21 protein-coding genes are annotated in these 23,636 nt (G+C 70.8%); 14 read left to right on the top strand and 7 right to left on the bottom strand.

What is annotated here, in order from left to right; genetic code table 11:
* Nucleotide 1: 1 nt before the first annotated feature.
* The 3 genes from ACFW9O_RS03235 (at nucleotide 2) to sucD (ending at nucleotide 3,632) form a co-directional block, all read left to right on the top strand.
* A complete protein-coding gene (locus tag ACFW9O_RS03235; protein WP_384604432.1) occupies nucleotides 2–1,174 on the top strand; it encodes a VWA domain-containing protein in 1,173 nt (390 codons plus the stop codon).
* 370 nt (nucleotides 1,175–1,544) lie between these two features.
* Nucleotides 1,545–2,726 (top strand): ADP-forming succinate--CoA ligase subunit beta, encoded by a 1,182-nt coding sequence (gene sucC / locus ACFW9O_RS03230; protein ID WP_351175202.1) that lies wholly within the window; start codon nucleotides 1,545–1,547, stop codon nucleotides 2,724–2,726.
* A 21-nt stretch (nucleotides 2,727–2,747) separates the two neighbouring features.
* Complete coding sequence (gene sucD, locus ACFW9O_RS03225) at nucleotides 2,748–3,632, top strand: succinate--CoA ligase subunit alpha (RefSeq protein ID WP_329208168.1); 885 nt, start codon at nucleotides 2,748–2,750, stop codon at nucleotides 3,630–3,632.
* 107 nt (nucleotides 3,633–3,739) lie between these two features.
* On the opposite strand, the gene ACFW9O_RS03220 is transcribed toward sucD, so the two are convergent.
* A complete protein-coding gene (locus ACFW9O_RS03220) occupies nucleotides 3,740–4,933 on the bottom strand; it encodes a helix-turn-helix domain-containing protein (RefSeq protein WP_384604430.1) in 1,194 nt (397 codons plus the stop codon).
* Between the two features lie 125 nt (nucleotides 4,934–5,058).
* On the opposite strand from ACFW9O_RS03220, the gene ACFW9O_RS03215 reads away from it, so the two are divergent.
* A complete protein-coding gene (locus tag ACFW9O_RS03215; RefSeq protein ID WP_384605244.1) occupies nucleotides 5,059–6,666 on the top strand; it encodes a DUF6350 family protein in 1,608 nt (535 codons plus the stop codon).
* A gap of 19 nt (nucleotides 6,667–6,685) precedes the next feature.
* Here the strand turns inward: ACFW9O_RS03215 and ACFW9O_RS03210 are convergent, their stop codons facing one another.
* The gene (locus tag ACFW9O_RS03210; protein WP_384604427.1) at nucleotides 6,686–7,618 is read right to left on the bottom strand and encodes a hypothetical protein; all 933 of its coding nucleotides are present in this window, start codon (nucleotides 7,616–7,618) and stop codon (nucleotides 6,686–6,688) included.
* A gap of 238 nt (nucleotides 7,619–7,856) precedes the next feature.
* Between ACFW9O_RS03210 and purN the strand changes: the two genes are divergently transcribed.
* The 3 genes from purN to ACFW9O_RS03195 all read left to right on the top strand — a co-directional run bounded on the left by purN (nucleotide 7,857) and on the right by ACFW9O_RS03195 (nucleotide 11,708).
* The gene (gene purN / locus ACFW9O_RS03205; RefSeq protein WP_384604425.1) at nucleotides 7,857–8,513 is read left to right on the top strand and encodes a phosphoribosylglycinamide formyltransferase; all 657 of its coding nucleotides are present in this window, start codon (nucleotides 7,857–7,859) and stop codon (nucleotides 8,511–8,513) included.
* Nucleotides 8,500–10,053, top strand: coding sequence for a bifunctional phosphoribosylaminoimidazolecarboxamide formyltransferase/IMP cyclohydrolase (purH, locus tag ACFW9O_RS03200; RefSeq protein WP_351180821.1), 1,554 nt, complete (start codon nucleotides 8,500–8,502; stop codon nucleotides 10,051–10,053). Before purN ends, purH begins: the two co-directional genes overlap by 14 nt.
* 173 nt (nucleotides 10,054–10,226) lie before the next feature.
* Nucleotides 10,227–11,708 carry a DUF2079 domain-containing protein gene (locus ACFW9O_RS03195; protein WP_384604422.1) on the top strand — a complete coding sequence of 494 codons (1,482 nt, stop codon included), beginning with the start codon at nucleotides 10,227–10,229 and terminating at the stop codon, nucleotides 11,706–11,708.
* Nucleotides 11,709–11,810: 102 nt separating this feature from the next.
* On the opposite strand, the gene ACFW9O_RS03190 is transcribed toward ACFW9O_RS03195, so the two are convergent.
* Entirely contained in the window at nucleotides 11,811–12,419 is a 609-nt protein-coding gene (locus ACFW9O_RS03190) for a hypothetical protein (RefSeq protein ID WP_384604419.1), read from the bottom strand.
* A gap of 237 nt (nucleotides 12,420–12,656) precedes the next feature.
* On the opposite strand from ACFW9O_RS03190, the gene ACFW9O_RS03185 reads away from it, so the two are divergent.
* From ACFW9O_RS03185 to ACFW9O_RS03170, 4 genes are all read left to right on the top strand, one after another.
* The gene (locus ACFW9O_RS03185) at nucleotides 12,657–13,535 is read left to right on the top strand and encodes a bifunctional methylenetetrahydrofolate dehydrogenase/methenyltetrahydrofolate cyclohydrolase (RefSeq protein ID WP_384604417.1); all 879 of its coding nucleotides are present in this window, start codon (nucleotides 12,657–12,659) and stop codon (nucleotides 13,533–13,535) included.
* 20 nt (nucleotides 13,536–13,555) lie between these two features.
* A complete protein-coding gene (locus ACFW9O_RS03180; RefSeq protein ID WP_384604414.1) occupies nucleotides 13,556–14,191 on the top strand; it encodes a DUF3017 domain-containing protein in 636 nt (211 codons plus the stop codon).
* Nucleotides 14,192–14,620: 429 nt separating this feature from the next.
* Nucleotides 14,621–15,745 (top strand): XRE family transcriptional regulator, encoded by a 1,125-nt coding sequence (locus ACFW9O_RS03175; protein ID WP_384604411.1) that lies wholly within the window; start codon nucleotides 14,621–14,623, stop codon nucleotides 15,743–15,745.
* A 184-nt stretch (nucleotides 15,746–15,929) separates the two neighbouring features.
* Nucleotides 15,930–16,919 carry a malate dehydrogenase gene (locus tag ACFW9O_RS03170; protein WP_351180808.1) on the top strand — a complete coding sequence of 330 codons (990 nt, stop codon included), beginning with the start codon at nucleotides 15,930–15,932 and terminating at the stop codon, nucleotides 16,917–16,919.
* 88 nt (nucleotides 16,920–17,007) lie between these two features.
* Here the strand turns inward: ACFW9O_RS03170 and ACFW9O_RS03165 are convergent, their stop codons facing one another.
* Both ACFW9O_RS03165 and ACFW9O_RS03160 read right to left on the bottom strand, forming a co-directional pair.
* Nucleotides 17,008–17,745 (bottom strand): isocitrate lyase/phosphoenolpyruvate mutase family protein, encoded by a 738-nt coding sequence (locus tag ACFW9O_RS03165; RefSeq protein WP_384604407.1) that lies wholly within the window; start codon nucleotides 17,743–17,745, stop codon nucleotides 17,008–17,010.
* 16 nt (nucleotides 17,746–17,761) lie between these two features.
* Nucleotides 17,762–18,259 (bottom strand): carboxymuconolactone decarboxylase family protein, encoded by a 498-nt coding sequence (locus ACFW9O_RS03160; RefSeq protein WP_351169951.1) that lies wholly within the window; start codon nucleotides 18,257–18,259, stop codon nucleotides 17,762–17,764.
* Between the two features lie 47 nt (nucleotides 18,260–18,306).
* On the opposite strand from ACFW9O_RS03160, the gene ACFW9O_RS03155 reads away from it, so the two are divergent.
* The 3 genes from ACFW9O_RS03155 to ACFW9O_RS03145 all read left to right on the top strand — a co-directional run bounded on the left by ACFW9O_RS03155 (nucleotide 18,307) and on the right by ACFW9O_RS03145 (nucleotide 21,291).
* Nucleotides 18,307–19,707, top strand: a complete 1,401-nt coding sequence (locus tag ACFW9O_RS03155) for a PLP-dependent aminotransferase family protein (RefSeq protein WP_384604404.1) — start codon at nucleotides 18,307–18,309, stop codon at nucleotides 19,705–19,707.
* 114 nt (nucleotides 19,708–19,821) lie between these two features.
* On the top strand, nucleotides 19,822–20,097 hold the full coding sequence (locus tag ACFW9O_RS03150) for a hypothetical protein (RefSeq protein WP_351169945.1): 276 nt from the start codon (nucleotides 19,822–19,824) through the stop codon (nucleotides 20,095–20,097).
* A gap of 6 nt (nucleotides 20,098–20,103) precedes the next feature.
* Nucleotides 20,104–21,291, top strand: coding sequence for a glutathionylspermidine synthase family protein (locus ACFW9O_RS03145; protein ID WP_384604401.1), 1,188 nt, complete (start codon nucleotides 20,104–20,106; stop codon nucleotides 21,289–21,291).
* Nucleotides 21,292–21,453: 162 nt separating this feature from the next.
* Here the strand turns inward: ACFW9O_RS03145 and rocD are convergent, their stop codons facing one another.
* A complete protein-coding gene (gene rocD / locus ACFW9O_RS03140; protein WP_351169939.1) occupies nucleotides 21,454–22,659 on the bottom strand; it encodes an ornithine--oxo-acid transaminase in 1,206 nt (401 codons plus the stop codon).
* Between the two features lie 137 nt (nucleotides 22,660–22,796).
* Nucleotides 22,797–23,549, bottom strand: coding sequence for a hypothetical protein (locus tag ACFW9O_RS03135; RefSeq protein ID WP_384604399.1), 753 nt, complete (start codon nucleotides 23,547–23,549; stop codon nucleotides 22,797–22,799).
* Between the last annotated feature and the right edge of the window lie 87 nt (nucleotides 23,550–23,636).

Here is a 23,636-nt window from a genome sequence, read left to right as displayed (position 1 = left end):
GATGACTGCGGTTCCGGACGACGGGGAGCGGCTCCGCCGCTGGCGCATGGTGCTCGGCGCGGACAGTGCCGAGAGCACGGGGTGCACGCTCACCGGCCGTGATGTCGCGATGGACGGTGCGCTGACCGCGCTGTACGGCGGTGGGAAGAAGCCGGGCGGCCGGGGCGGCAACGAGCGGTCCGCGGGGCTCGGGGCGTCCGCGCCTTCCGTAGCCCGCTGGCTCGGCGACATCCGCACCTACTTCCCGAGCTCCGTCGTCCAGATCATGCAGCGCGACGCGATCGACCGCCTCGGACTGTCCGCCCTGCTCCTGGAGCCGGAGATGCTGGAGGCCGTCGAGCCGGACGTCCACCTCGTCGGCACGCTGCTCTCGCTCAGCAAGGCCATGCCCGAGACGACGAAGGAGACGGCACGCGCGGTCGTCCGCAAGGTCGTCGAGGATCTGGAGAGGCGACTGGCCACCCGTACGAGAGCGACGCTCACCGGGGCACTGGACCGTTCGGCGAGGATCAGCAGGCCGCGGCACCGGGACATCGACTGGGACCGCACCATCCGGGCCAACCTCAAGAACTATCTGCCGGAACACCGCACGATCGTTCCCGAGCGCCTCATCGGATACGGGCGGGCGGCGCAGTCGGTGAAGAAGGACGTCATCCTCTGCATCGACCAGTCGGGGTCCATGGCGGCATCCGTCGTCCACGCCTCGGTCTTCGGAGCGGTGCTCGCTTCCATGCGCACGCTGGCGACCCGGCTCGTCGTGTTCGACACGGCCGTCGTCGACCTCACCGACCAGCTCGACGACCCCGTCGACGTCCTGTTCGGCGTGCAGCTCGGAGGAGGCACGGACATCAACCGGGCGCTCGCCTACTGCCAGTCGAAGATCACCCGCCCCGCCGACACCGTCGTCGTGCTCATCAGTGATCTCTACGAGGGGGGAATCCGCGACGAGATGATCAAGCGGGTCGCCGCGATGAAGGCTTCCGGAGTGCAGTTCGTGACACTCCTCGCGCTCTCGGACGAGGGCGCACCCGCCTACGACCGGGACCACGCGGCCGCGCTGGGGGCGCTCGGCGCACCGGCCTTCGCCTGCACTCCGGACCTCTTTCCGGAGGTCATGGCCGCCGCCATCGAGAAACGTCCCCTGCCGATACCGGACAGCGAGGTCCTGGCCTGAGGGCTGCCGGGCGGACCGTCGGGCTCCGGCCCGATCCGTCACCCTCCGGAGCGATCCGTCACCACTCCGGAGTACCGGGCTCACCGGATCCGGTTCCCCGCTCACCGGTCGGGTGGTGCACTCGCACCCGGGTGGACATGCCGTTTTGTCCCTCGCACCCCGGCTACCAGCGCGATCTGTGACTGTTATCACCGCTCAGGTGTGATCTGCAATTTAGGGTCCGGCGGAGCGCGGGGATAACCTGCCGGATGGACATGCCGCGTACCCGGACACCGTGTACGCCTCCCTAGTGACCGCGCAGTCACGTTGCCCCTCGCGGCACGCCCACGCAGAAAACCAACCGCGAGACCACTAAAAGGGACGGACGCGCGTGGACCTGTTCGAGTACCAGGCGAGGGACCTCTTCGCCAAGCACGGTGTACCGGTGCTGGCCGGTGAAGTCATCGACACGCCTGAGGCAGCCCGCGAGGCGACCGAGCGGCTGGGCGGCAAGTCAGTCGTCAAGGCGCAGGTGAAGGTCGGCGGCCGCGGCAAGGCCGGTGGCGTCAAGCTGGCCGCCAACCCCGACGAGGCGGTCGCCCGTGCGACCGACATCCTCGGCATGGACATCAAGGGCCACACGGTCCACAACGTGATGATCGCCGAGCTGTCCCCGGAGATCGAGGCGGAGTACTACGTCTCGTACCTCCTCGACCGCACCAACCGCACCTTCCTGGCCATGGCCTCGGTGCAGGGCGGAATGGACATCGAGGAGGTCGCGGAGAAGACCCCCGAGGCCCTCGCGAAGGTCCCGGTCAACGCCGTGGACGGCGTCGACATCGTCAAGGCCCGCGAGATCGTGGCCCAGGCGAAGTTCCCGGCCGACGTGGCCGAGGGTGTCGCCGAGGCCATGGTGACCCTGTGGGACACCTTCGTCGCCGAGGACGCCCTCCTCGTCGAGGTCAACCCGCTGGTGAAGACCAAGGACGGCCGCATCCTGGCCCTGGACGGCAAGGTGTCTCTCGACGAGAACGCCGACTTCCGTCAGCCCGGCCACGAGGCGCTCGAGGACAAGGCCGCGGCCAACCCCCTCGAGGCGGCCGCCAAGGCCAAGAACCTCAACTACGTCAAGCTCGAGGGCGAGGTCGGCATCATCGGTAACGGTGCCGGTCTGGTCATGTCGACGCTGGACGTCGTCGCGTACGCCGGTGAGAACCACGGCAACGTGAAGCCCGCCAACTTCCTCGACATCGGTGGCGGCGCCTCCGCAGAGGTCATGGCGAACGGCCTGGAGATCATCCTCGGCGACCCGGACGTCAAGTCCGTCTTCGTCAACGTCTTCGGTGGCATCACCGCGTGCGACGAGGTCGCCAACGGCATCGTCCAGGCGCTTGAGCTGCTCAAGTCCAAGGGCGAAGCGGTCACCAAGCCGCTCGTCGTGCGCCTTGACGGCAACAACGCGGAGCTGGGTCGCAAGATCCTCTCCGACGCCAACCACCCGCTCGTGCAGCGCGTGGACACCATGGACGGCGCGGCCGACAAGGCCGCCGAGCTCGCCGCGGCTGCGAAGTAAGGGACGAGGGACTCCAACACCATGGCTATCTTCCTCACCAAGGACAGCAAGGTCATCGTCCAGGGGATGACCGGCGCCACGGGCATGAAGCACACCAAGCTCATGCTGGCCGACGGCACCAACATCGTCGGTGGCGTGAACCCGCGCAAGGCCGGTACCTCCGTCGACTTCGACGGCACCGAGGTACCCGTCTTCGGGTCCGTCGCCGAGGCGATCGAGAAGACCGGCGCCGACGTGTCCGTCCTCTTCGTGCCGCCGGCCTTCGCGAAGGCCGCCGTCGTCGAGGCGATCGACGCCGAGATTCCGCTGGCCGTCGTGATCACCGAGGGCATCGCCGTCCACGACTCGGCCGCCTTCTGGGCGTACGCCGGTTCGAAGGGCAACAAGACCCGGATCATCGGCCCGAACTGCCCCGGCCTGATCACCCCCGGTCAGTCCAACGCCGGCATCATCCCGGGCGACATCACCAAGCCCGGCCGCATCGGTCTCGTGTCCAAGTCGGGCACGCTGACCTACCAGATGATGTACGAGCTCCGTGACATCGGCTTCTCGTCCGCCGTCGGCATCGGTGGCGACCCGGTCATCGGTACGACGCACATCGACGCCCTCGCGGCGTTCGAGGCCGACCCCGAGACCGACCTCATCGTGATGATCGGCGAGATCGGCGGCGACGCCGAGGAGCGTGCGGCCGACTACATCGCGAAGAACGTCACGAAGCCGGTCGTCGGTTACGTCGCGGGCTTCACCGCCCCCGAGGGCAAGACCATGGGCCACGCAGGCGCCATCGTCTCCGGCTCCTCCGGCACCGCCGCCGCCAAGAAGGAGGCCCTCGAGGCCGCCGGCGTGAAGGTCGGCAAGACGCCGACCGAGACCGCCAAGCTGGCGCGCGAGATCCTCGGCGGCTGATTGCGCGCCGCAGCGGCCTGTCCGCCGCGGCACCGCGTCACCGCAGCAACGGCTCGGGCCCGCACTCCTCCTGCGAGGGGTGCGGGCCCGAGCCGTTGCCGTACAGGTCAGGGGATCCGCGGCACCAGGCGTTCCGGGCCGTGGGCGAACTCGCCGCGCAGCGTCTTCTGGAGCTTCAGGTCCTGCGGGGTCAGTTTCTCCGGGCCGCCGCGCGGGGGCACGCCACCGACCCGCTCGGCCGGCGCGATCGGCTGCTCGTACTGCGTGGGAGCGGTCTTCAGGGTGAAAGCCGTCGTGCCGATGAGCAGCACGGCGAAGCCGATCGCCGCCCGGGTCCAGAGTTCCGCCTTGCGTTCGCTGCCCCTGCGGACGGTCCGGGCCGGTGGTGGTGCGGGCACGTGCTCGGTGAGGGCGAGCGAGCCGAGCCGCTCCTGGAGCAGCGCGGACTGCTCGTCGGGGGACACGGGATCCGCCAGTTCGGGCAGCCGCTCGGCGATGGCGGCCCGTGCGTTCAGCAGCCGGCTCGCCGCCGCCGGGGTGCTCGCCTCCGTCTCGGCGGCCGTCTCCGGAAGGTCCAGGCCCACACCGTCGTAGAGCAGCAGGGTGCGCCGGTGCACCGGCGGCATGCGGAGCAGCGCGTCGAGCAGCGCGTGCCGCCCCGGATCCTCGGGCAGCGCGTCGGGGCGGCGGTGGGCGCGGCGCAGCCGGTGCCAGGGTGACATCGCGTACTCGTACGCCGCCGCACGCACCCAGCCTCCCGGGTCACGGTCCCTGGCGACCTCGGGCCAGCGCTGCCAGGCGAGCTGGAAGGCGTGCTCGACGGCCTCCTGGGACAGGTTCCGGCGGCCGGTCAGCAGGTACGCCTGGTGGACGAGGCCGGTCGCGATGCGTGTGTACAGGGCGTCGAACGCTTCTTCGGCGGCCGTGAGCCCCACCGGGTCCGGTGCCGCGGGTGTGGAGGAAGGGGCAGGAGCTGCCTCGGTGTCTGTGGCGGCTCCGGTTCCGGTGCCGGGCTCGGTCGGGGACATCGTGGTGCTCCCGGTGGCTTCGACGGTGGGGGGCGGCGATTCCTGCGCCCCCGTGCGGGTGTCTGCGGAGCCGATCAGTCTGGAGTACGCCGTGCGCTTACGGCCTTGTGGGCTGGTGCGCCCTGTCTCCCAGGCACGGACGGTGGCGGCCGTGACGCCCACGGCCGCCGCGACCTGCTCCTCACTCAGTGCCCTTGCCTCGCGCAGCCGTCGGCGCTCCTTGGGGGAGGGCAGCGGTGCGGTGGTGACCGGACCGGTGGTGCTCCGTGTCATGTCCGGCCCCCGTCGACACTGCACTGGGCGAAAAAGTACATAAACGTATATTGAGCGACACAGCGGCCATTCGCCCGTTACACGAAATAAGCGCGTGTCGTTGGGAGCATGGCCGGGTGACCCAAGTGACCGAGCGCAGCCCGATGTTGCCTGCCGAGCGGAGCAGGTCGGCCGCACTGGCCTCCGCCTTTGTACGCGGGGCGATCGCGGCGGGGCTCGGGCTCGGCTCGCTGTCCGTCCTGGTCATGGTGCTGTGGATCAGCTCCCCCTACCCCGACAGCGGCCCGGGTGAGGCCCTCCACGCGGCGACCGGGCTGTGGCTCCTCGCCCACGGCGCCGAGCTCGTCAGGACCGACACCCTGAGCGGCAACCCGGCGCCCGTGGCGACCGTCCCGCTGCTCCTCGTCGTGCTGCCGGTGTGGCTGGTGTACCGCGCCGCGCGGGAGTCCGCGGAACCGGAGGAAGATTCGACGGTGAGGCATTCGGCCGTCGGCGCGTTCTTCGCGGTGACCGGCGGTTATCTTCTGGTGGCGCTGGCCGCGGCCGCGTACGCGCGGGGTGGCGGGCTGCCTGCCGAGCGGACCTCTCTCGCCTTCCCGCTCACCGTCGTGGTGGCCGGTGCGGCCGGGGTCTGGGCGGCGTGCGGGCGCCCGGTGGGTCCGCTGATGGTCTGGGCGCCGCTGAGGCTGCAGGAGGCTGTCGCCAGGTCCCGGTTCCGGTCCGGAACGCGGACGGTCCTCCGGTCGGCGGCGGCCGGTGTGACGGTGCTGCTCGGCGGGGGCGCCCTGGTGGTCGCCGTGGCGTTGTTGTGGCACGGGGTGGCGGCCCGGGAGTCCTACCTCGCGCTGTCCGGCCACTGGGCGGACCAAGTCGCCGTCCTGCTGCTGGCTCTGGCACTCGTACCGAATGCGGCGATGTGGGGTGCGGCGTACGGCCTCGGGCCGGGTTTCGCCCTCGGTACGGAGTCCACGGCCACCCCCCTCGCCTTCGCCGGGCATCCGGCGCTGCCCGACTTCCCCCTGCTGGCCGCTGTGCCGACCCCGGGGCCGGGAACGGTCGCGAACTGGGCGGCGGTCGCGGTGCCCGTTGCCGCCGGGCTCGCGGTCGCCCGCTTCACGGCGCGGGGGGCGGCTCCCGATGACGGGGTGCGTGAGGAGGCGTGGAGCCCACGGGACACGGCATTGGCGGCGGTGCTGGGGGCTGTCGGGTGCGGAGCGGGTGCGGCGGTGCTGGCCGCGGCGTCGGGCGGGCCGATGGGCGCCGGGGCGCTGGCGGAATTCGGGCCCGTGTGGTGGCTGGTGGGGCCGGCGGCGCTGGTGTGGACGGCCGTGATCGGCGTACCGGCGGCGCTGCTGCTCAGGTTCTGGCGGCTGCGGGAACACCCGTGGGGGTGGCGGCGTGAGACGGCGGAGCGTGCGGAGGGGGAGACGAAGGAGCGGGCCGACGGGAAGGGGGAAGGCGGGGCGACGGGGAGGAGTGGCGGCGAGGACGAGGCGGAAGCCCGGCTCCCCGACTCGGAACCGTACGAGTTCCTGCCGGCCGACCCGTGGCACGAGGACGGTGCCAGGAAGGCGCGCTGGGCCTCGCTCCGGAAGAGTTCCGGCGGGCTGATGGCGGACTTCCCCGTCGTTCCCGGTGGTGACAGCCCCCCGGTGAAGAAGGGCGGAACGCCGGCCGGCCGGGTTCCGGATGCCCCTGGGCACCCGGAACCCGGCCGGGAGACTGCTTCGTAGCGGGCGGCTTCGCCGGGCGCTACTTCTTCACGCCGAAGAAGGGCTCCAACGGCTCAGGCAGCAGATCATTGCAGGCCAGGGCGCCGGACTTGGTGAGGGCGTCGTTCACGCAGGTGTAGTAGTCGCGGTAGACGAGCTGCACCGTGAACGACGTGGCGACGATCAGCAGGGCGAGCAGCGCGGTGACCAGACCGCTGACAGCTGCGGTGGTCTGCTGCCTGCCGCTGTTCTGCGGCGCACTCGCGGGCGGTGCCACCGGAGGAGCACCGGGCGGGGTGGCTGCGGGGGCACGGTCCGCGGCCGCACCACCGGTCGCGGACGGCGTGGCGCTCTGTGCCGGGGTCTTCCGCGGCCCTGCGCGCAGGGCGCTGACCGACCAGTACACAGCGAGCGCACCGAGGAGCAGCGCGATCTCGGGGAAGTCGAAGAGGGCGAAGAAGAACGCCCACATGCCGCCCAGCACCGCGTAGCGGGCGCGGCGCTGCGCGGGGTCGGTCGGGTCCCAGCGCAGTCCGCCGGGGTTGCCCTCGGGGCCCCCGCCCTGGCCGCCCTGCCCGCCGGTCCCGCCGGGACGGCTGCCGAAACCGCCGGTCTGGCGGCCCGGCTGCTGGTCGCTCCACTGGCTGCCCCAGACGGGGCGGTCGTCGGACGGACCCTCGCCGTTGTCGCCGCCGTTGCCTCCGCCGCCGTGGGACGGGTGGCGCGGCTGCCAGGGCTGGTCCGGCCGGTCCTCGGGCGGGGCGGCGAACGGATTGTCGTCGGAGGCGGAGGAGGAGCCGGGCGCAGGCGAGGAGCCCGGCGCCGACGGGGAATCCGGTGCGCCGGAGGAGCCTGTCGCGGAGGAGTCCGGCGACGAGGAGGAGTCCGGCGATGAGGACCGGCGTTCCCGCATCAGCGTGAAGGTCCGCTCGGGCAGCGGGTGGCCAAAGGCGGTGCGGAGGCGGTCCGGCATGTGGTGAACGTCTTCCCCATCTCGTCATTTCCGCCCTGAGGACGGTTCCCTGTCCCCTGACGCTACCTCCCGGCCACGCCCCCGTCCCGTGGGGGCCGCTGGGTGTGCCGGTATCGTTGCTGACGGTCGACCCGTTCGTAGAGTTCCCCGTATCGAGGGACGAGATTCTTTCGTACGACCATACAAACGCATCACCAGTACACCGCACCTGCCTTACCACGCGAGAAAGGGCCCTGCTGTGGCCTCCCCGCCCCCTTCCGCCGCCCCGGCCCGTCTGGTTGTCCTGGTCTCCGGCTCGGGCACGAATCTCCAAGCCCTGCTGGACGCCATCGGTGACGACCCCGAGGGCTACGGCGCCCGGATCGTCGCGGTCGGCGCGGACCGCTACGGCACCCTCGGCCTCGAACGCGCCGAGCGTGCCGGACTCCCCACGTTCGTGTGCAAGGTCGGCGAGTACGCGACCCGCGAGGAGTGGGACGTCGCGCTGACCGACGCCGTGGCGGAGCACCGCCCGGACCTCGTCGTGTCCGCGGGGTTCATGAAGATCGTGGGCAAGGGCTTCCTCGCCGGGTTCGGCGGCCGGTTCGTCAACACCCACCCCGCCCTGCTCCCCAGCTTTCCCGGTGCCCACGGGGTGCGCGACGCGCTCGCGTACGGCGTGAAGGTCACCGGGTGCACCGTCCACTTCGTCGACGACGGCGTCGACACCGGTCCGATCATCGCGCAGGGCGTGGTCGAGGTGACCGAAGAGGACACCCCGGAGGGCGAAGCGGCCCTCCACGAACGCATCAAGGAAGTCGAGCGCAAGCTGCTCGTCGAGGCCGTAGGGCGGCTCGCCCGCGACGGCTATCGCATTGAGGGACGAAAGGTTCATCTCGGTCATGTCGGTGAATAAGCCCATCCGCCGCGCTCTGGTCAGTGTCTACGACAAGACGGGGCTCGAGGACCTCGCCCGCGGTCTGCACGAGGCGGGTGTCGAGCTGGTCTCCACCGGCTCCACCGCCGGGAAGATCGCCGCCGCCGGGGTGCCGGTCACCAAGGTCGAGGAGCTCACCGGCTTCCCCGAGTGCCTCGACGGCCGGGTCAAGACGCTGCACCCCCGGGTGCACGCCGGCATCCTCGCGGACCTGCGTCTGGACGCCCACCGTGAGCAGCTCGCCGAGCTCGGTGTGGAGCCGTTCGACCTCGTGGTCGTCAACCTGTACCCGTTCAAGGAGACCGTCGCGTCCGGCGCGTCCGACGACGAGTGCGTGGAGCAGATCGACATCGGCGGCCCCTCGATGGTCCGCGCCGCCGCCAAGAACCACCCGTCCGTGGCGGTCGTGACGAGCCCGGAGCGTTACGCCGACGTCCTGGCCGCGGTCAAGGCCGGTGGCTTCGACCTGACCGCCCGCAAGCGGCTCGCCGCCGAGGCATTCCGGCACACCGCCTCGTACGACGTCGCCGTCGCCTCCTGGTTCGCGGACGACTACGCGGCCTCGGACGACTCGGGCCTCCCCGAGTTCCTCGGGGACACCTTCGTACGCAAGAACGTCCTGCGCTACGGCGAGAACCCGCACCAGCCCGCCGCGCTCTACACCTCCGGCGAGGGCGGCCTCGCCGAGGCCGAGCAGCTGCACGGCAAGGAGATGTCCTACAACAACTACACGGACACCGACGCCGCGCGCCGGGCCGCGTACGACCACGCCGAGCCGTGCGTCGCGATCATCAAGCACGCCAACCCGTGCGGCATCGCGATCGCGGACGACGTCGCCGAGGCGCACCGCAACGCCCACGCCTGCGACCCGCTGTCGGCCTTCGGCGGTGTCATCGCCGTCAACCGTCCGGTCACCGTGGCGCTGGCCGAGCAGGTCGCGGAGATCTTCACCGAGGTCATCGTCGCCCCGGCGTACGAGGACGGTGCGGTCGAGATCCTCGCCCGCAAGAAGAACATCCGGGTGCTGCGCTGCCCCGACGCCCTGACCTCCGCGTTCGAGGTGAAGCCCATCGACGGCGGCGCGCTGCTCCAGGTCACCGACCGGCTCCAGGCCGACGGCGACGACCCGGCCAACTGGACCCTCGCGACCGGCGAGGCCCTCGCCGCGGACGAGCTCAGGGAGCTCGCCTTCGCGTGGAAGGCCTGCCGTGCGGTCAAGTCCAACGCGATCCTGCTCGCCAAGGGCGGCGCCTCGGTCGGCGTCGGCATGGGCCAGGTCAACCGCGTCGACTCCGCCAAGCTCGCCGTCGAGCGGGCCGGCGAGGAGCGGGCGCGCGGTGCGTACGCCGCGTCGGACGCCTTCTTCCCCTTCCCCGACGGCCTGGAGATTCTCACCGCCGCCGGGATCAGGGCCGTGGCCCAGCCGGGCGGCTCGGTCCGCGACGAACTGGTGATCGAGGCGGCGAAGAAGGCCGGCGTGACCATGTACTTCACGGGCACGCGCCACTTCTTCCACTGATGACCCCGCAGTGATCCGGTACAGGCCGCACCCGCTCCGGGTGCGGCCTGTACCGCGTCCCGACGTACGGAGATCAGTCGTCCCTCTGTTCTAATGAATGGCCTTGTCGGTCCGTAGGGGCTGGACCGGTACGACCGGCAGAGACCAGCGAGGGATTCCGTTGCGGGGGCATCGTGCTTGACCTGAACCAGAGTGAGGCGGCCGCGCCCGGCGACCGGGAGCAGCCGGAGACGGCCCCCGAGCGGTCCGGCGATCCGTCGAACCCCGTGCCGCTGCGTCCCTACCTGATCGTGGCCGCACTCCTGTGCGCGCTCTACTTCCTTTACGCGTATCTGCGGTACAGCCACTTCCAGTCGCCCTCCTGGGACCTGGGGATCTTCGAACAGGAGGTGCGCGCGTACGCCGGGCTGAACGCCCCGGTCGTCAACATCAAGGGCCCCGGCTATCTGATACTCGGCGACCACTTCAGCCCCGTGGTGGCGCTCCTCGTCCCCCTCTACTGGATCTGGCCCTCCGCCCTCGCACTGCTGTTCGCGCAGTCCGCCCTGTTCGCCGCCTCCGCGGTCGTCGTCGGGCGCACCGTCCAACAGCTCCTGGGCGGCCGTTCCGGTCTCTGCGCCACCGTCGCGTACGGGCTCTCCTGGGGCCTCCAGGAGGCGGTGAAGGCCGACTTCCACGAAATAGCGTTCGCCGTCCCACTGATCGCACTCATCTGCCGCGCGCTGCTCCTGCAGCGCTGGACGGCCGCAGTCCTCTGGGCGTTGCCCCTGGTCCTGATCAAGGAGGACCTCGGGATCACCGTCGCGGTCGTCGGAGCCCTCCTCGCCCTCTACGGGCGACGGCTCCAGGGCATGCTGCTGGCGGCCTTCGGAGTGTTCGCGTTCGTGCTGACCGTGCTCGTCCTCATACCGGCGGCCAGCAGCGCGGGTACGTACGACTACTGGAAGAAGATCGACAAGAACGGTGAGCAGGAAGTCTCCCTGCTCGACTCCGTCCTCGGCGTCCTCGACTCCTCCGTCAAGGTGGAGATGCTGATCTTCCTGGTCGGCATCACCGCGTTCATGGCGCTGCGCTCACCCCTGATCCTGCTCGTCCTGCCCACGCTCGGCTGGCGGCTGCTGTCCCAGGACTCCAACCACTGGGGCATGGTCTGGCACTACAGCGCGATCCTCATGCCGGTCGTCTTCCTGGCGATGGCCGACGGCATCCGCCGAAGCCGCGCCTCGAATCGGCCCTGGCTCCTCGCGTACGCGAACGTCGCCGTGCCCGTGGCGGCCGCGATCGCGGTGACCCTCACCCAGCACCTGCCCCTGCGCGACCTGCTGCGCCCGGAGTTCTACCGCTCCGAAGCGCGCGTCGAGGCGGCCGAGGAGGCACTGGACGCCATCCCCGAGGGCGCCCGCGTGGAGACGGACATCACCCTGATGGCGCACCTGACCGGTGACCGCACGGTCTACTGGGTCGGCGGCGCCCCCGGTACCGCTCCCGACATCGTGGCGATCAACCTGGACTTCGGCTGGTCGACGCCGATCGACGATCCGGTGAAGTACGCGCAGCAGCTCCATCCCGAGGCGCGCTACCGGATCAAGCACCGGTCGGGGTCCTTCGTCGTGATGGAGCGGACCACTCCGGCGCCGTCCGGTTTCCGCTCCTGAACACAGCCGCGGCCCCCGGAGAACGCCGAAGGCCGCAGGCCCCGCGGAACGCGGGAGCTGCGGCCTTGCCGGTGGGACTGCACTCCACCCGGTGGATCAGGATCAGTACTGCGGCTGCTGCTGACGGTTGAACCAGCTGCCACCGTCGGACTTCGCCACGAAGACGACGACGAGGACGGCCAGAACGGTGTGGACGAGGCCGACCACGATGAACGGGTAGATCCCGAGGATCGCGGTGATCACACCGAAGACCATCGCGGTGACGCGGATGCCGTTGCCACCGCTGCCGAACTTCACGGCGAGGAACACGGCGAGGACACCCCAGAGCACCGCGAAGGCGACGATGCCCCACAGGGCGTTGCCCGAGTAGTCCGCGAGCTCCTGGAACTGGACGTCCTCCTGCAGCGAGGCGTCGTTCTTGGCGGCGTTCACGGCCGCGGCGGCGATCGCGAAGATGATCGCGCCGATCAGCTGCAGGCCGGCGATCACGTAGAGCATGACCCGCGCGGACTTCACGCCACCGGGCATCTCCGTGGGGATACCGGGGAAGCCGCCGTAGCCGGCCTGGACGGGCGGGGCCTGCGGGTAGCCGTAGCCCTGCTGCGGCACGCCCTGGGGTGCCTGCTGCGGGTAGCCGTAGCCCGGCTGCTGCCCGCCCGGCTGCTGGCCCTGCTGCTGGCCGTAGGGGTTGTTGGGGTCGCCGAAGCTCATGGCCGAATTCCTCCGTTGCAAATGTGCGGGGACGACGCGGTCCGGGCGGAGGAATGCTGCGCGATCCGAAACGGTTGGTCCCCCCGGCACTGTCCGCGATACTGCGCGCCTCATCGTCGTCCTGACATCGGCTTTTTGTCCAGTCAACAGGCGAATGTGTTGTGCAAGTGCAACCTCGTGTCCACGGTGCAACCCAGAATTGGTATGCGGGTGGGGTCATCCGCGAGGATGGGTGTCATGACTGCCCAGATTCTCGATGGCAAGGCCACCGCAGCTGCGATCAAATCCGATCTGACCGTCCGCGTGGCGGCCCTCAAGGCGCAGGGCATCACCCCCGGCCTGGGAACCCTGCTCGTCGGGGACGACCCGGGCAGCCGGTGGTACGTCAACGGCAAGCACCGTGACTGCGCACAGGTCGGCATCGCCTCCATCCAGCGCGAACTCCCCGACACCGCCACCCAGGAGGACATCGAGGAGGTCGTACGGGAGCTCAACGCCAACCCCGAATGCACGGGCTACATCGTGCAGCTCCCCCTTCCCAAGGGCATCGACACCAACCGTGTCCTCGAGCTGATGGACCCGGCGAAGGACGCCGACGGCCTGCACCCCATGAGCCTCGGCAAGCTCGTGCTGAACGAGACCGGGCCGCTGCCCTGCACCCCGCAGGGCGTCGTCACGCTGCTCCGCAAGCACGGGGTGGAGATCAACGGTGCCCATGTGGTGGTCGTCGGACGCGGTGTCACCATCGGCCGCTCGATCCCGCTGCTGCTGACCCGCAAGTCCGAGAACGCGACCGTCACCCAGTGCCACACCGGCACGCGTGATCTCTCGGCCCACCTCAGGCAGGCCGACATCATCGTCGCGGCCGCCGGTGTGCCGCACCTCATCAAGCCCGAGGACGTGAAGCCGGGCGCGGCCGTGCTCGACGTCGGCGTCAGCCGGGACGAGAACGGCAAGATCGTCGGCGATGTGCACCCCGGTGTCGCCGAGGTCGCCGCATGGGTCGCCCCGAACCCGGGCGGCGTCGGACCCATGACCCGCGCCCAGCTGCTGGTCAACGTGGTCGAGGCGGCCGAGCGCGCGGCGGCCGATGCCTCTGCCGTCTCCGCCGGCTGATCCGGGCCGGTAGGAGCGTCATGGGTGCTGGTACGAGTCCGGCGGACGGTACGCACGCCGACGAGGCTGTGGAAACGGGCGAGGCGGTCGAGCCCGGCGGTCCGGACGCGGCGGTTTCGGCCAAAGGTCCGGGCGACGCGGTGGTGAAGGACGGTCCGGACGAGTCCGTCGAGGCACCGGCGACCGGTGAGTCCGTCGGGGCGCCGGCGGCAGTTCAGTCCGAGGAGGAATCCCCGGCGGGCGCCGGCGGCTCGACCCGGGCGCCCTCGCGGCGATTCTCGCTGACCCGTGACACCGCCCGCCCCGAGGGCGGCGGCCGTGCGGCGCCCGGCGACGCTCCCGCGCCCGCCCGGCAGTGGCCGCTGCTCACTGTGCTCTGCACCGCCGGTGTCGGGCTGCTGATCGTGGGGGCCGACCCCTTCGCGGAAGCCTTCAGGATCGGCGCGATGCTGATGGGCTTCGCCCTCCTCGCGGGGGCGGTGCTGCGCTGGGTGGTTCCTTCGGTCGGCATGCTGGCCGTGCGGTCCCGGTTCACGGACCTCGTCACCTACGGGCTGATGGGCACCCTGATCGTCCTGCTCGCGCTGATGGCGCAGCCCAAGCCGTGGCTGGACGTCCCCATCCTGGAGGACGTCGTCCACTTCACCATCCGCTAGAAGCCTGTGGTGTCCGTCCCCTCCCCCGAGGAGGGACGGACACCGGACGGGACGTCCCGGAGCAAGAAACGCCGGAATGCGGTGACTTGAGCGGCCTTGCCCCGTCCTGCCTCCAGGGTCATGGACATGAGGTGTCCGGTTCAAGGGATGGCAGTGGCCTGTGGCACGGAAGTGACCATTCCGCCACGGTGTGATCGCCGCGCAACGATGGCAGACTGACCGGCATACGCCACAGGCGTACGACGGAGCGTGTGGTGACGCCGAATGCACCCATGCGCCCCCCTCTGAGGAACTGACACCTCGGCTTTGCGCATCCTCGTGGGTAGTTCAGAAGCGGGAGACCACCGGTTCTGAGTGGGGCGTCAGGGCTCGGTGTCACGGAGCGGGGGCGCATCGGGCACGTTCGGGGGAATTGGATGAGGGGGAGTAATGCCTCGTTGGAAGGCACTACCGGAGGAACTCGACCCGCAGGTCAAGGAGTTCGCCAACCAGCTGCGCAGGCTGGTCGACCGGAGCGGGCTGAGCATCGCGGCGGTGGCTGACCGCACGGGCTACAGCAAGACGTCCTGGGAGCGTTACCTCAACGGCAGGCTGCTCGCGCCCAAGGGGGCGATCGTCGCGCTCGCCGAGGTGACAGGCACCAACCAGAGCCACCTGACGACCATGTGGGAGCTGGCGGAGCGTGCCTGGAGCCGCTCCGAGATGCGCCACGACATGACGATGGAAGCCATACGGATCTCGCAGGCGCGTGCGGCGCTCGGCGAGCTCGGGCCGACCTCGGCCCCCGCGGCCGGCCGGAGCAGCCGTTCCGGCGGACGGGCCGGCGGGGGAGCGGGGGTGTCCACCGCGCCTGTGCCCGGGGACGACGTGCGCGACGCGGGCCGTCCGCCGTCCGTACCGGTCCAGCGCGGAGCCGTGCCGCGGATCCCGCAGCAGCCGCGGCACGGGGCGGGACCGGACGCCGGCGCCCCGGGCGGCGTCGGCCCCGCGGACGGATTCCACGCCGCCGGTGCGGGGGCACAGCCGCCGGACCGGCGTGCGGGGCGGGGCGGACAGCCCGGCAGCCGCCGCAAGCTGACGATGTTCCTCGTGGGTGTGGTGGGCGCTCTGCTGGTGATAGCCGGCGCGGTACTGCTCACCGATCTGGGCGCGGACGACGCCGGGAAGAAGACCGCGACCCCGTCCGCCGAGCCGAGCACCACCGCGCCGGAGCTTCCGGCCGGGGTCGGGTGCACCGGCGCGGACTGCACCGGACAGGACCCGGAAGCCATGGGCTGCGGAGGCCAGTTCGCGAGCACGGTCTCCAGGGCGACGGTGGGCACCAGCCTCGTCGAGGTCCGCTACAGCAAGACCTGTGCGGCCGCGTGGGCCCGTATAACGAAGGCCGCTCCCGGAGACACCGTTCGGATCAGCGCGGGCGCGGGCGGGCAGGACGGCACGGTGGACGCGGACGCGGACGCGTACACCCCGATGGTCGCCGTGAAGAAGGCTTCGGACGCGAAGGCGTGCGCGACGCTCGCCTCCGGTACGGAAGGCTGCACCACACCTGAGTAGGGCATCCGGGCGGACGGACAGCTGCGGTACGTGACCGGTTGTGTGCGGTCCCACAGGGGGGTGGGCGGCCGGGGCGACCGGGGTCGGATAGCCTGATCGCTGGATATCTCTTCACATCAAGATTCAGAGATATCCAGCACCAGGGGCAGGGACCCCCACCGCCAGCTGTCTAACGGAGATCGCCATGACCCGCACTCCCGTGAATGTCACCGTGACCGGCGCAGCCGGCCAGATCGGCTACGCGCTGCTCTTCCGCATCGCCTCCGGCCACCTGCTCGGCCCGGACGTGCCGGTCAACCTGCGACTCCTCGAGATCCCGCAGGGTCTGAAGGCCGCCGAGGGCACCGCGATGGAGCTCGACGACTGCGCCTTCCCGCTGCTGCGCAACATCGAGATCACGGACGACCCCAACGTCGGCTTCGCCGGCGCGAACGTCGCCCTCCTGGTCGGCGCCCGCCCGCGTACGAAGGGCATGGAGCGCGGCGACCTGCTCTCCGCCAACGGCGGCATCTTCAAGCCGCAGGGCAAGGCCATCAACGACAACGCCGCGGACGACATCAAGGTCCTCGTCGTCGGCAACCCGGCCAACACCAACGCGCTCATCGCGCAGGCCGCCGCCCCGGACGTACCGGCCGAGCGCTTCACCGCGATGACCCGTCTGGACCACAACCGCGCGATCTCGCAGCTGGCCGCGCGGACCGGTGCCGCCGTCTCCGACATCAAGCGGCTGACGATCTGGGGCAACCACTCGGCGACCCAGTACCCGGACATCTTCCACGCGGAGATCGCCGGCAAGAACGCCGCCGAGGTCGTCAACGACGAGGCATGGCTGGCCGACACCTTCATTCCGACCGTCGCCAAGCGTGGCGCCGCGATCATCGAGGCGCGTGGCGCGTCCTCGGCCGCCTCGGCCGCCAACGCCGCCATCGACCACGTGCACACCTGGGTCAACGGCACCGCCGAGGGCGACTGGACCTCGATGGGCATCCCGTCGGACGGCTCCTACGGCGTCCCCGAGGGCATCATCTCGTCCTTCCCGGTCACCACGAAGGACGGCACGTACGAGATCGTCCAGGGCCTGGACATCAACGAGTTCTCCCGTGCGCGCATCGACGCCTCGGTGAAGGAGCTCACCGAGGAGCGCGACGCGGTCCGCGAGCTCGGCCTGATCTGACCGGCCTCCGGCCCCGGCCGGACCGGATCCGTACGAAGAGGCGCCCCCGGCAGCACATGCTGCCGGGGGCGCCTTCTCATGTCCGGGTTCAGCGGCCCCGCAGCCGTTCCGCGAGGTCGCGCACCGCGTCGGCGGCCCGTCGCTGCAGCAGGGGGCCGAAGGTGATCCGCGCGGCGCCGAGCTCACCCAGCCGGCGGGCGTCGGACGGCCCGTCAGGTGAGCCGTTGGCGTTGAGCGGGACCGGGACGGCGGAGGCAAGACGGGGAAGGTCACCGGCCGGGGCGGCGATCGGGTAGACGCAGTCCGCACCGGCGGCCGCGTAGAGCCGGGCACGGACGATCGTCTCGGCGACCACGTCCGTACCGGCCGGAACACCCCTGATGTACGTGTCGACGCGGGCGTTGACGAAGAGACGGCCCTCCGCGGCGGAGCGCACCTCCGCGAGCCGGTCCGCCTGCCGCTGCGGGTCGAGAAGGATCCCGTCGGCCGAGTCCTCCAGGTTGCAGCCGACCGCACCGGTCTCCAGCAGGCGTTCCACGAGTTCCGCCGGGGCCAGACCGTAACCGGACTCGATGTCCGCCGAAACGGGAACGGACACGGCGCGCACGATCCTGGCCACCGCCGCGAACATCTCGGCGGCGGGCGTGTGTCCGTCCTCGTGGCCGAGTGAGGCCGCGACCCCGGCGCTCGGTGTCGCCAGCGCCGGAAAGCCGGCGTCGGCGAAGGCGCGGGCGCTCGAGGCGTCCCACGGACCGGGGAGGACCAGGGGATCGCCCGGAGCGCGGTCGTGGTGCAGGGCGCGGAAGACGGACACCGGCTCGTTCATGGGTCTCACCGCCGTCTCAGTGCTTGATGTCGCCGGGCGTGTAGTGGCCGGGCACCTGACGGGTGGCCACCCCGAACCTGTTCCAGGCGTTGATCACCGTGATGGCTGCGATCAGCTGGCTGAGCTCGGCCTCCTCGAACTGCTTGGCGGCCTTCGCGTACACCTCGTCCGGTACGAACCCGTCGGTCAGGACCGTCACGGCCTCCGTCAGCTCGATCGCCGCCAGTTCCTTCTCCGTGTAGAAGTGCTGCGACTCCTCCCAGGCGCTGAGCTGGACTATCCGCTCGACGGACTCACCCGCGGCGAGCGCGTCCTTCGAGTGCATGTCCAGACAGAGGGCGCAGCGGTTGAGCTGCGAGGCCCGGATCTTCACCAGTTCGAGCAGCGTCGGGTCGAGTCCCTTACGTGAGGCGGCGTCCAGCCGGACCATGGCCTTGTAGACCTCGGGGGAGAGCGTGGCCCACTGCAGTCGGGCGGGGTGTTCGGGGGCGTGGCTGTGTTCGTTCGTCGTCATGCGTACGACGCTACGGCCCCGGTGGCGCACCGGTATGGTCCATTTCCATGACAGATTCCTGGGCCGCTTTCGGTGCCGACCTGCACATCGAACCGGTCGGCGCGGGGTTGCGGAGCGGGCTGATCAACGCACTACGGGAGGCCGTCCGTACGGGGCGGCTGGCCCCCGGAACCCGTCTGCCCTCGTCCCGCACGCTCGCCGTCGATCTCGGGATCGCCCGCAACACCGTCGCCGACGCCTACGCCGAACTCGTCGCCGAGGGCTGGCTCACCGCACAGCAGGGTTCGGGGACGAGGGTCGCGCAGCGGGCCGCCCCGCGCCGGCCGGCCACGCGGACGGCGAGATCCCGGCAGGTGCGGCGCCGGCCCGCCCACAACCTCATGCCCGGATCCCCCGATCTGTCGGCGTTCCCGCGCGCCGAGTGGCTCAAGGCGTCCCGGCGCGCCCTGACCGCCGCCCCCAACGAGGCCTTCGGGTACGCGGACGCCCAGGGGCGCGTCGAACTGCGCACCGTGCTGGCGGACTATCTGGCGCGGGTGCGCGGTGTGGACGCGGACCCGGATCGCATCGTGATCTGTTCCGGGTTCGTCCACGGGCTGATGCTGATGGGGAAGGTGCTGCGGAAGCGGCGGGTCAAGGAGGTCGCGGTCGAGTCGTACGGTCTCGACATCCACTGGAACCTCCTGTCCGAAGCGGGACTGCGCACCCCGTGCCTGCCGGTGGACGAGCTCGGGGCCAGGACCGGGGAACTGGGCGGGATGCGAGGCGTCGGCGCGGTGCTGATGACCCCCGCGCACCAGTTCCCGACCGGTACGCCCCTCCACCCCGACCGGCGGGCCGCGGCGGTCGACTGGGCGCGGTCCGCGTCGGGCCTGCTCCTGGAGGACGACTACGACGGGGAGTTCCGCTACGACCGCCAGCCGGTGGGCGCACTCCAGGGGCTGGACCCGGAACGGGTCGTCTACATGGGCACGTCCAGCAAGTCGCTGGCACCGGGACTGCGGCTGGCCTGGATGGTTCTGCCGGAGGGGCTCGTGGGAGAGGTGTGCGAGGCGAAGGGGGGCTTCGACTGGATGTCCGGGACGCTGGACCAGCTGACACTTGCCCAGTTCATGGATTCGGGGGCCTACGACCGCCATGTGCGCGCGATGCGGCTGCGCTACCGGCGCCGCCGCGACCAGCTCGTCGAGGCGCTCGCCGAGCGTGCCCCGGACATCCGTGTCAGCGGCATCGCGGCCGGACTGCACGCGGTGCTCGAACTCCCCGAAGGAACCGAGCGGTCCGTGGTCCAGGCGGCGGCCTGGCAGGGCCTCGCCATCGAGGGACTGTCCCGTTTCCGGCACCGGGACGCGGTCGCGGGCCGGGACGGCCTGGTGATCGGCTACGGCTCTCCGACGGAGAGCGCCTGGGCGGGCTCGCTGGACGCGCTCTGCCGGGTGCTTCCGTAGGCGTGGATGTCCGGACAAACGGGGGAGCGTGAGCACCTGATTTCAGCCGGGCCGGTCGTGCATCTAATCTGACTGCATCCAGTGGCTCGTGGGCACGACGGGGGAGAACAGAAGATGGTCAGGCGCAGGCTCAGGTCGGGCACCGTGGTGCTCGGCGGCATGGGGGTGCTCGCGGCGACGCTCACCTCCTGTAGTTCGGAACCCGACCGGCGGTGCGTCGACCCGGTGACCCAGGAAATACTGCCGAGTTACGAGTGCAGTGACAGCAACGGCAGCGGTTCGTACTACTACGGGGGCAGCAGCTCCCACAACAAGGTCTCCGGCGGCAGTTTCAACAAGTCCGCGGTCGAGCGCGACGGATTCGGATCTTCCGGCTCCGGCGGCGGCTGAGCCGTCATGGAGCGCCGCACCATCGAGCCGCGTCCCGGCTGGCAGGAGACCGTGGAGGAGCAGGGGCTGATCTACCCCCTGACCCGCTACCCGGACGAATCCCTGCGCCCGTACTGGGACGAGAGCGCCTACTACGTCTTCTCGCTGCCCGAGGTCGAGGCGCTCGAAGAGGTCGTGGAGGAGCTGCACACGATGTGCCTGGCCGCCGCCGGGCACATCGTCGAACAGGACCGCTTCGCCGATCTGGGCATCACCGACCGCCGACTGGCGGGACTGATCTCCGAGTCCTGGCGGCGCCGCGCCGAACTCCCCTCTCTGTACGGCCGGTTCGACCTGCGGTACGACGGGACCGGTCCGGCGAAGATGCTGGAGTACAACGCCGACACCCCGACCTCGTTGGTGGAGGCCGCCAGTCCTCAGTGGTTCTGGATGGAGGACCGCTTCCCGGGTGCCGACCAGTGGAACTCCCTTCACGAGCGTCTCGTCGACGCATGGAAGCGGCAGGCCCCGCTGCTGCCGCCCGGGCCGCTGTACTTCGCCCACTCCGACGGCGACGAACTGGGCGAGGACCTGATGACGGTCGCCTATCTGCGCGAGACCGCGGCGCAGGCCGGCATAGAGACCGAGGCACTCTCCGTCGAACAGATCGGCTGGGACAGGCTGGCCGGCCGGTTCGTGGACGAGCGGCTCCGCTTCATCCGCAGCTGTTTCAAGCTCTACCCGTGGGAGTGGCTGGCGACCGACCGGTTCGGGCCGCATGTGCTGGACACCCTCGACAACGGGGGCGGAACAGGCACCACCTGCTGGATCGAGCCGGCCTGGAAGATGCTCCTCTCCAACAAGGCGCTCCTGGCTGTCCTGTGGGAGCTGTACCCCGGTCACCCCAATCTGCTGCCCTCCTATCTCGACGGACCCCGCGAGCTGGCCGGGCCCGGTGGAGCGGGCTATGTCGCCAAGCCCCTGCTCGGCCGGGAGGGTGCCGGAGTCACCATCCACGAGCCGGGCAGCGAGGCGGTGCTGCGCGACGAACCCTGCTGCTACCAGGAACTGGCGCCGCTGGCCGACTTCGCGGGCAACCGCGTAGTCCTCGGCGCCTGGGTGGTCGAGAACGAGGCGGCCGGGCTCGGGATCCGGGAATCGGCGGGGCTGGTCACGGACGAATACGCACGCTTCCTGCCCCACGTCATCCTCTGAGGGCCTGCGCGGCCCTCCGGGCCGCCGCTCTGCCCGGAGCCCGGCCCGGGGGCGGCCAGGCGCTCCCGGGAGGCCGGACCCGGTGCGGGCGGCCTCCCCGGCCCGGGCCCCGTGGGGTCGGGCCCCGACCGGCTCGGTCAGGTGCTCAGCACACCCCGGACCTCAGGCGCTCAGCACGCCGCGCAGCTGGTCCAGGCCCCAGTTCAGATCCTCCTTGCTGATCACCAGAGGAGGAGCGATCCGGATCGTCGACCCATGGGTGTCCTTGACCAGCACCCCGCGATCCATCAGCTTCTCCGAGATCTCCCTGCCCGTCCCGAGACCCGGGGAGATATCGACCCCCGCCCACAGACCGCGGCCCCGGACGGCTTCCACCGCCCCCTCGCCGGCCAGCAGCCCCAGCTCGTGGTGGAGGTGGTCACCCAGCTCCGCCGCCCGCTGCTGGAACTCACCGGTACGCAGCATCGCGACCACCTCCAGCGCGACCGCGCAGGCCAGGGGGTTCCCGCCGAACGTCGACCCGTGCTCACCCGGCCGGTAGACACCGAGCACCGAGGCCGACGAGACCACGGCCGACACCGGCACGACACCACCGCCGAGCGCCTTGCCCAGCACGTACATGTCGGGAACCACGCCCTCGTGCTCACACGCGAAGGTCTTGCCGGTACGGCCGAGCCCCGACTGGATCTCGTCCGCGATGAACAGGACGTTCCGCTCCCGGGTCAGCTCCCGGACCCCCGGCAGATAGCCCGGCGGCGGCACCAACACCCCGGCCTCGCCCTGGATCGGCTCGATCAGCACCGCCACGGTGTTCTCGGTCATCGCCTCACCGAGCGCGGTCAGGTCCCCGTACGGCACGATCTCGAACCCCGGTGTGTACGGGCCGAATTCGGCCCGCGCCTCCGGATCCGTGGAGAAGCTGACGATCGTGGTCGTCCTGCCGTGGAAGTTACCGGCGGCAACGATGATCTTCGCCATGCCGTCCGGGACACCCTTGACGCGGTACCCCCACTTGCGCGCGGTCTTCACCGCCGTCTCCACCGCCTCCGCTCCGGTGTTCATGGGCAGCACCATCTCCATGCCGCACAGCTCGGCGAGCTGTGTACAGAAGTCGGCGAACCGGTCGTGGTGGAAGGCGCGCGAGGTCAGCGTCACGCGCTCCAGCTGGGCCTTTGCCGCGTCGATGAGGCGCCGGTTGCCGTGTCCGAAGTTGAGGGCCGAGTAACCGGCGAGCATGTCGAGGTAGCGGCGGCCCTCGACATCGGTCATCCAGGCTCCGTCCGCGGAGGCGACGACGACCGGCAACGGGTGGTAGTTGTGCGCGCTGTGCGCCTCGGCGGAGGCGATGGCAGTTTCCGTGGTCGACACGGGATCTCCGTTCGTCGTGCGGCGTGGGCGGGGTGTGCCCACTTTGTATCGTCGGTCGGATCCGGGACGAGGAAACCTCCACCGTGCGGCGCGCCTCCAAACCCTGGTGCACCGCTTCCTGTCGCTCTGCCCGCCGCTCAGCGGTCGAGCAACTCCTGACGCCGCCCCGGCTCCCGTCGCCCACCCCTCGAACGCAGGGCCGGGGCAAGCACCGCGCCCATCGCGAGCCCGGGTATCGCCCACCACCAGTGGTCGAGGCGCTCGTACGGCCCGGCATCCGCTGCTGCGGCCGCACCGGCGGCCGTCCGGTCGGGGGAGGGCTCGTCATCCGGTGACGGCGCGTCCTTGGCCCGGGCCCCTGCGGAGGACGCCTGGGCGCTCGGGCTCTCCCAGGGGCGGGGATACAGCGCGGGTCCCCCCTTCTCGGGGTTCGGCCGGCCCATCAGACCCAGGTCGTCCAGGAGGGCGACCAGCTTCTTGGGCTCGGCGGCGCGGTGCCAGAGCCCCTGATACGTGGCCGGGACCTGCGCGGCCGTGTGTATCCATACGGTGTCGGGGTCGGCCCCGGGGAACACCCGGTCCGTCCGGGTCGGCTGCAGGTCGAGCGCCATCCATGTCACGTTGATCTGCCGGGTCGCCACGGAGCCGTCCAGCGACGGAGGCTGGAGGCGGTCGCCCCTGTCCGGCGGGCCCAGCAGACGGGACAGCCGGCCGAATCGCGGATCCGACACGTAGACGGCGGCGGCCTCGCCGCTCGACGGCGAGGTGACCAGCACGCTCGTCTGCCCGCCCGCCACCGCGCTGGGCGCGAGCAGCACGCCCAGCCCGAGGACCGCCACCAGTACGGCGAGACGCCGCACCCACCCCCGCCGTTCCTGTCGCTTTCGCATGTCGTCCCCTCCCCTGCCTGTGTCCGGAGCGGACCCTCCGGACCGGACACATCTGATACACCGCCGGGCCTTTCGAGGTTCCGTCCG

This window comes from Streptomyces sp. NPDC059499, from assembly GCF_042749285.1.
Classification (GTDB): Bacteria; Actinomycetota; Actinomycetes; order Streptomycetales; family Streptomycetaceae; genus Streptomyces.
The sequence above is the reverse complement of the archived record's forward strand: the minus strand, read 5'-3'. Positions and strand labels throughout refer to the sequence as shown.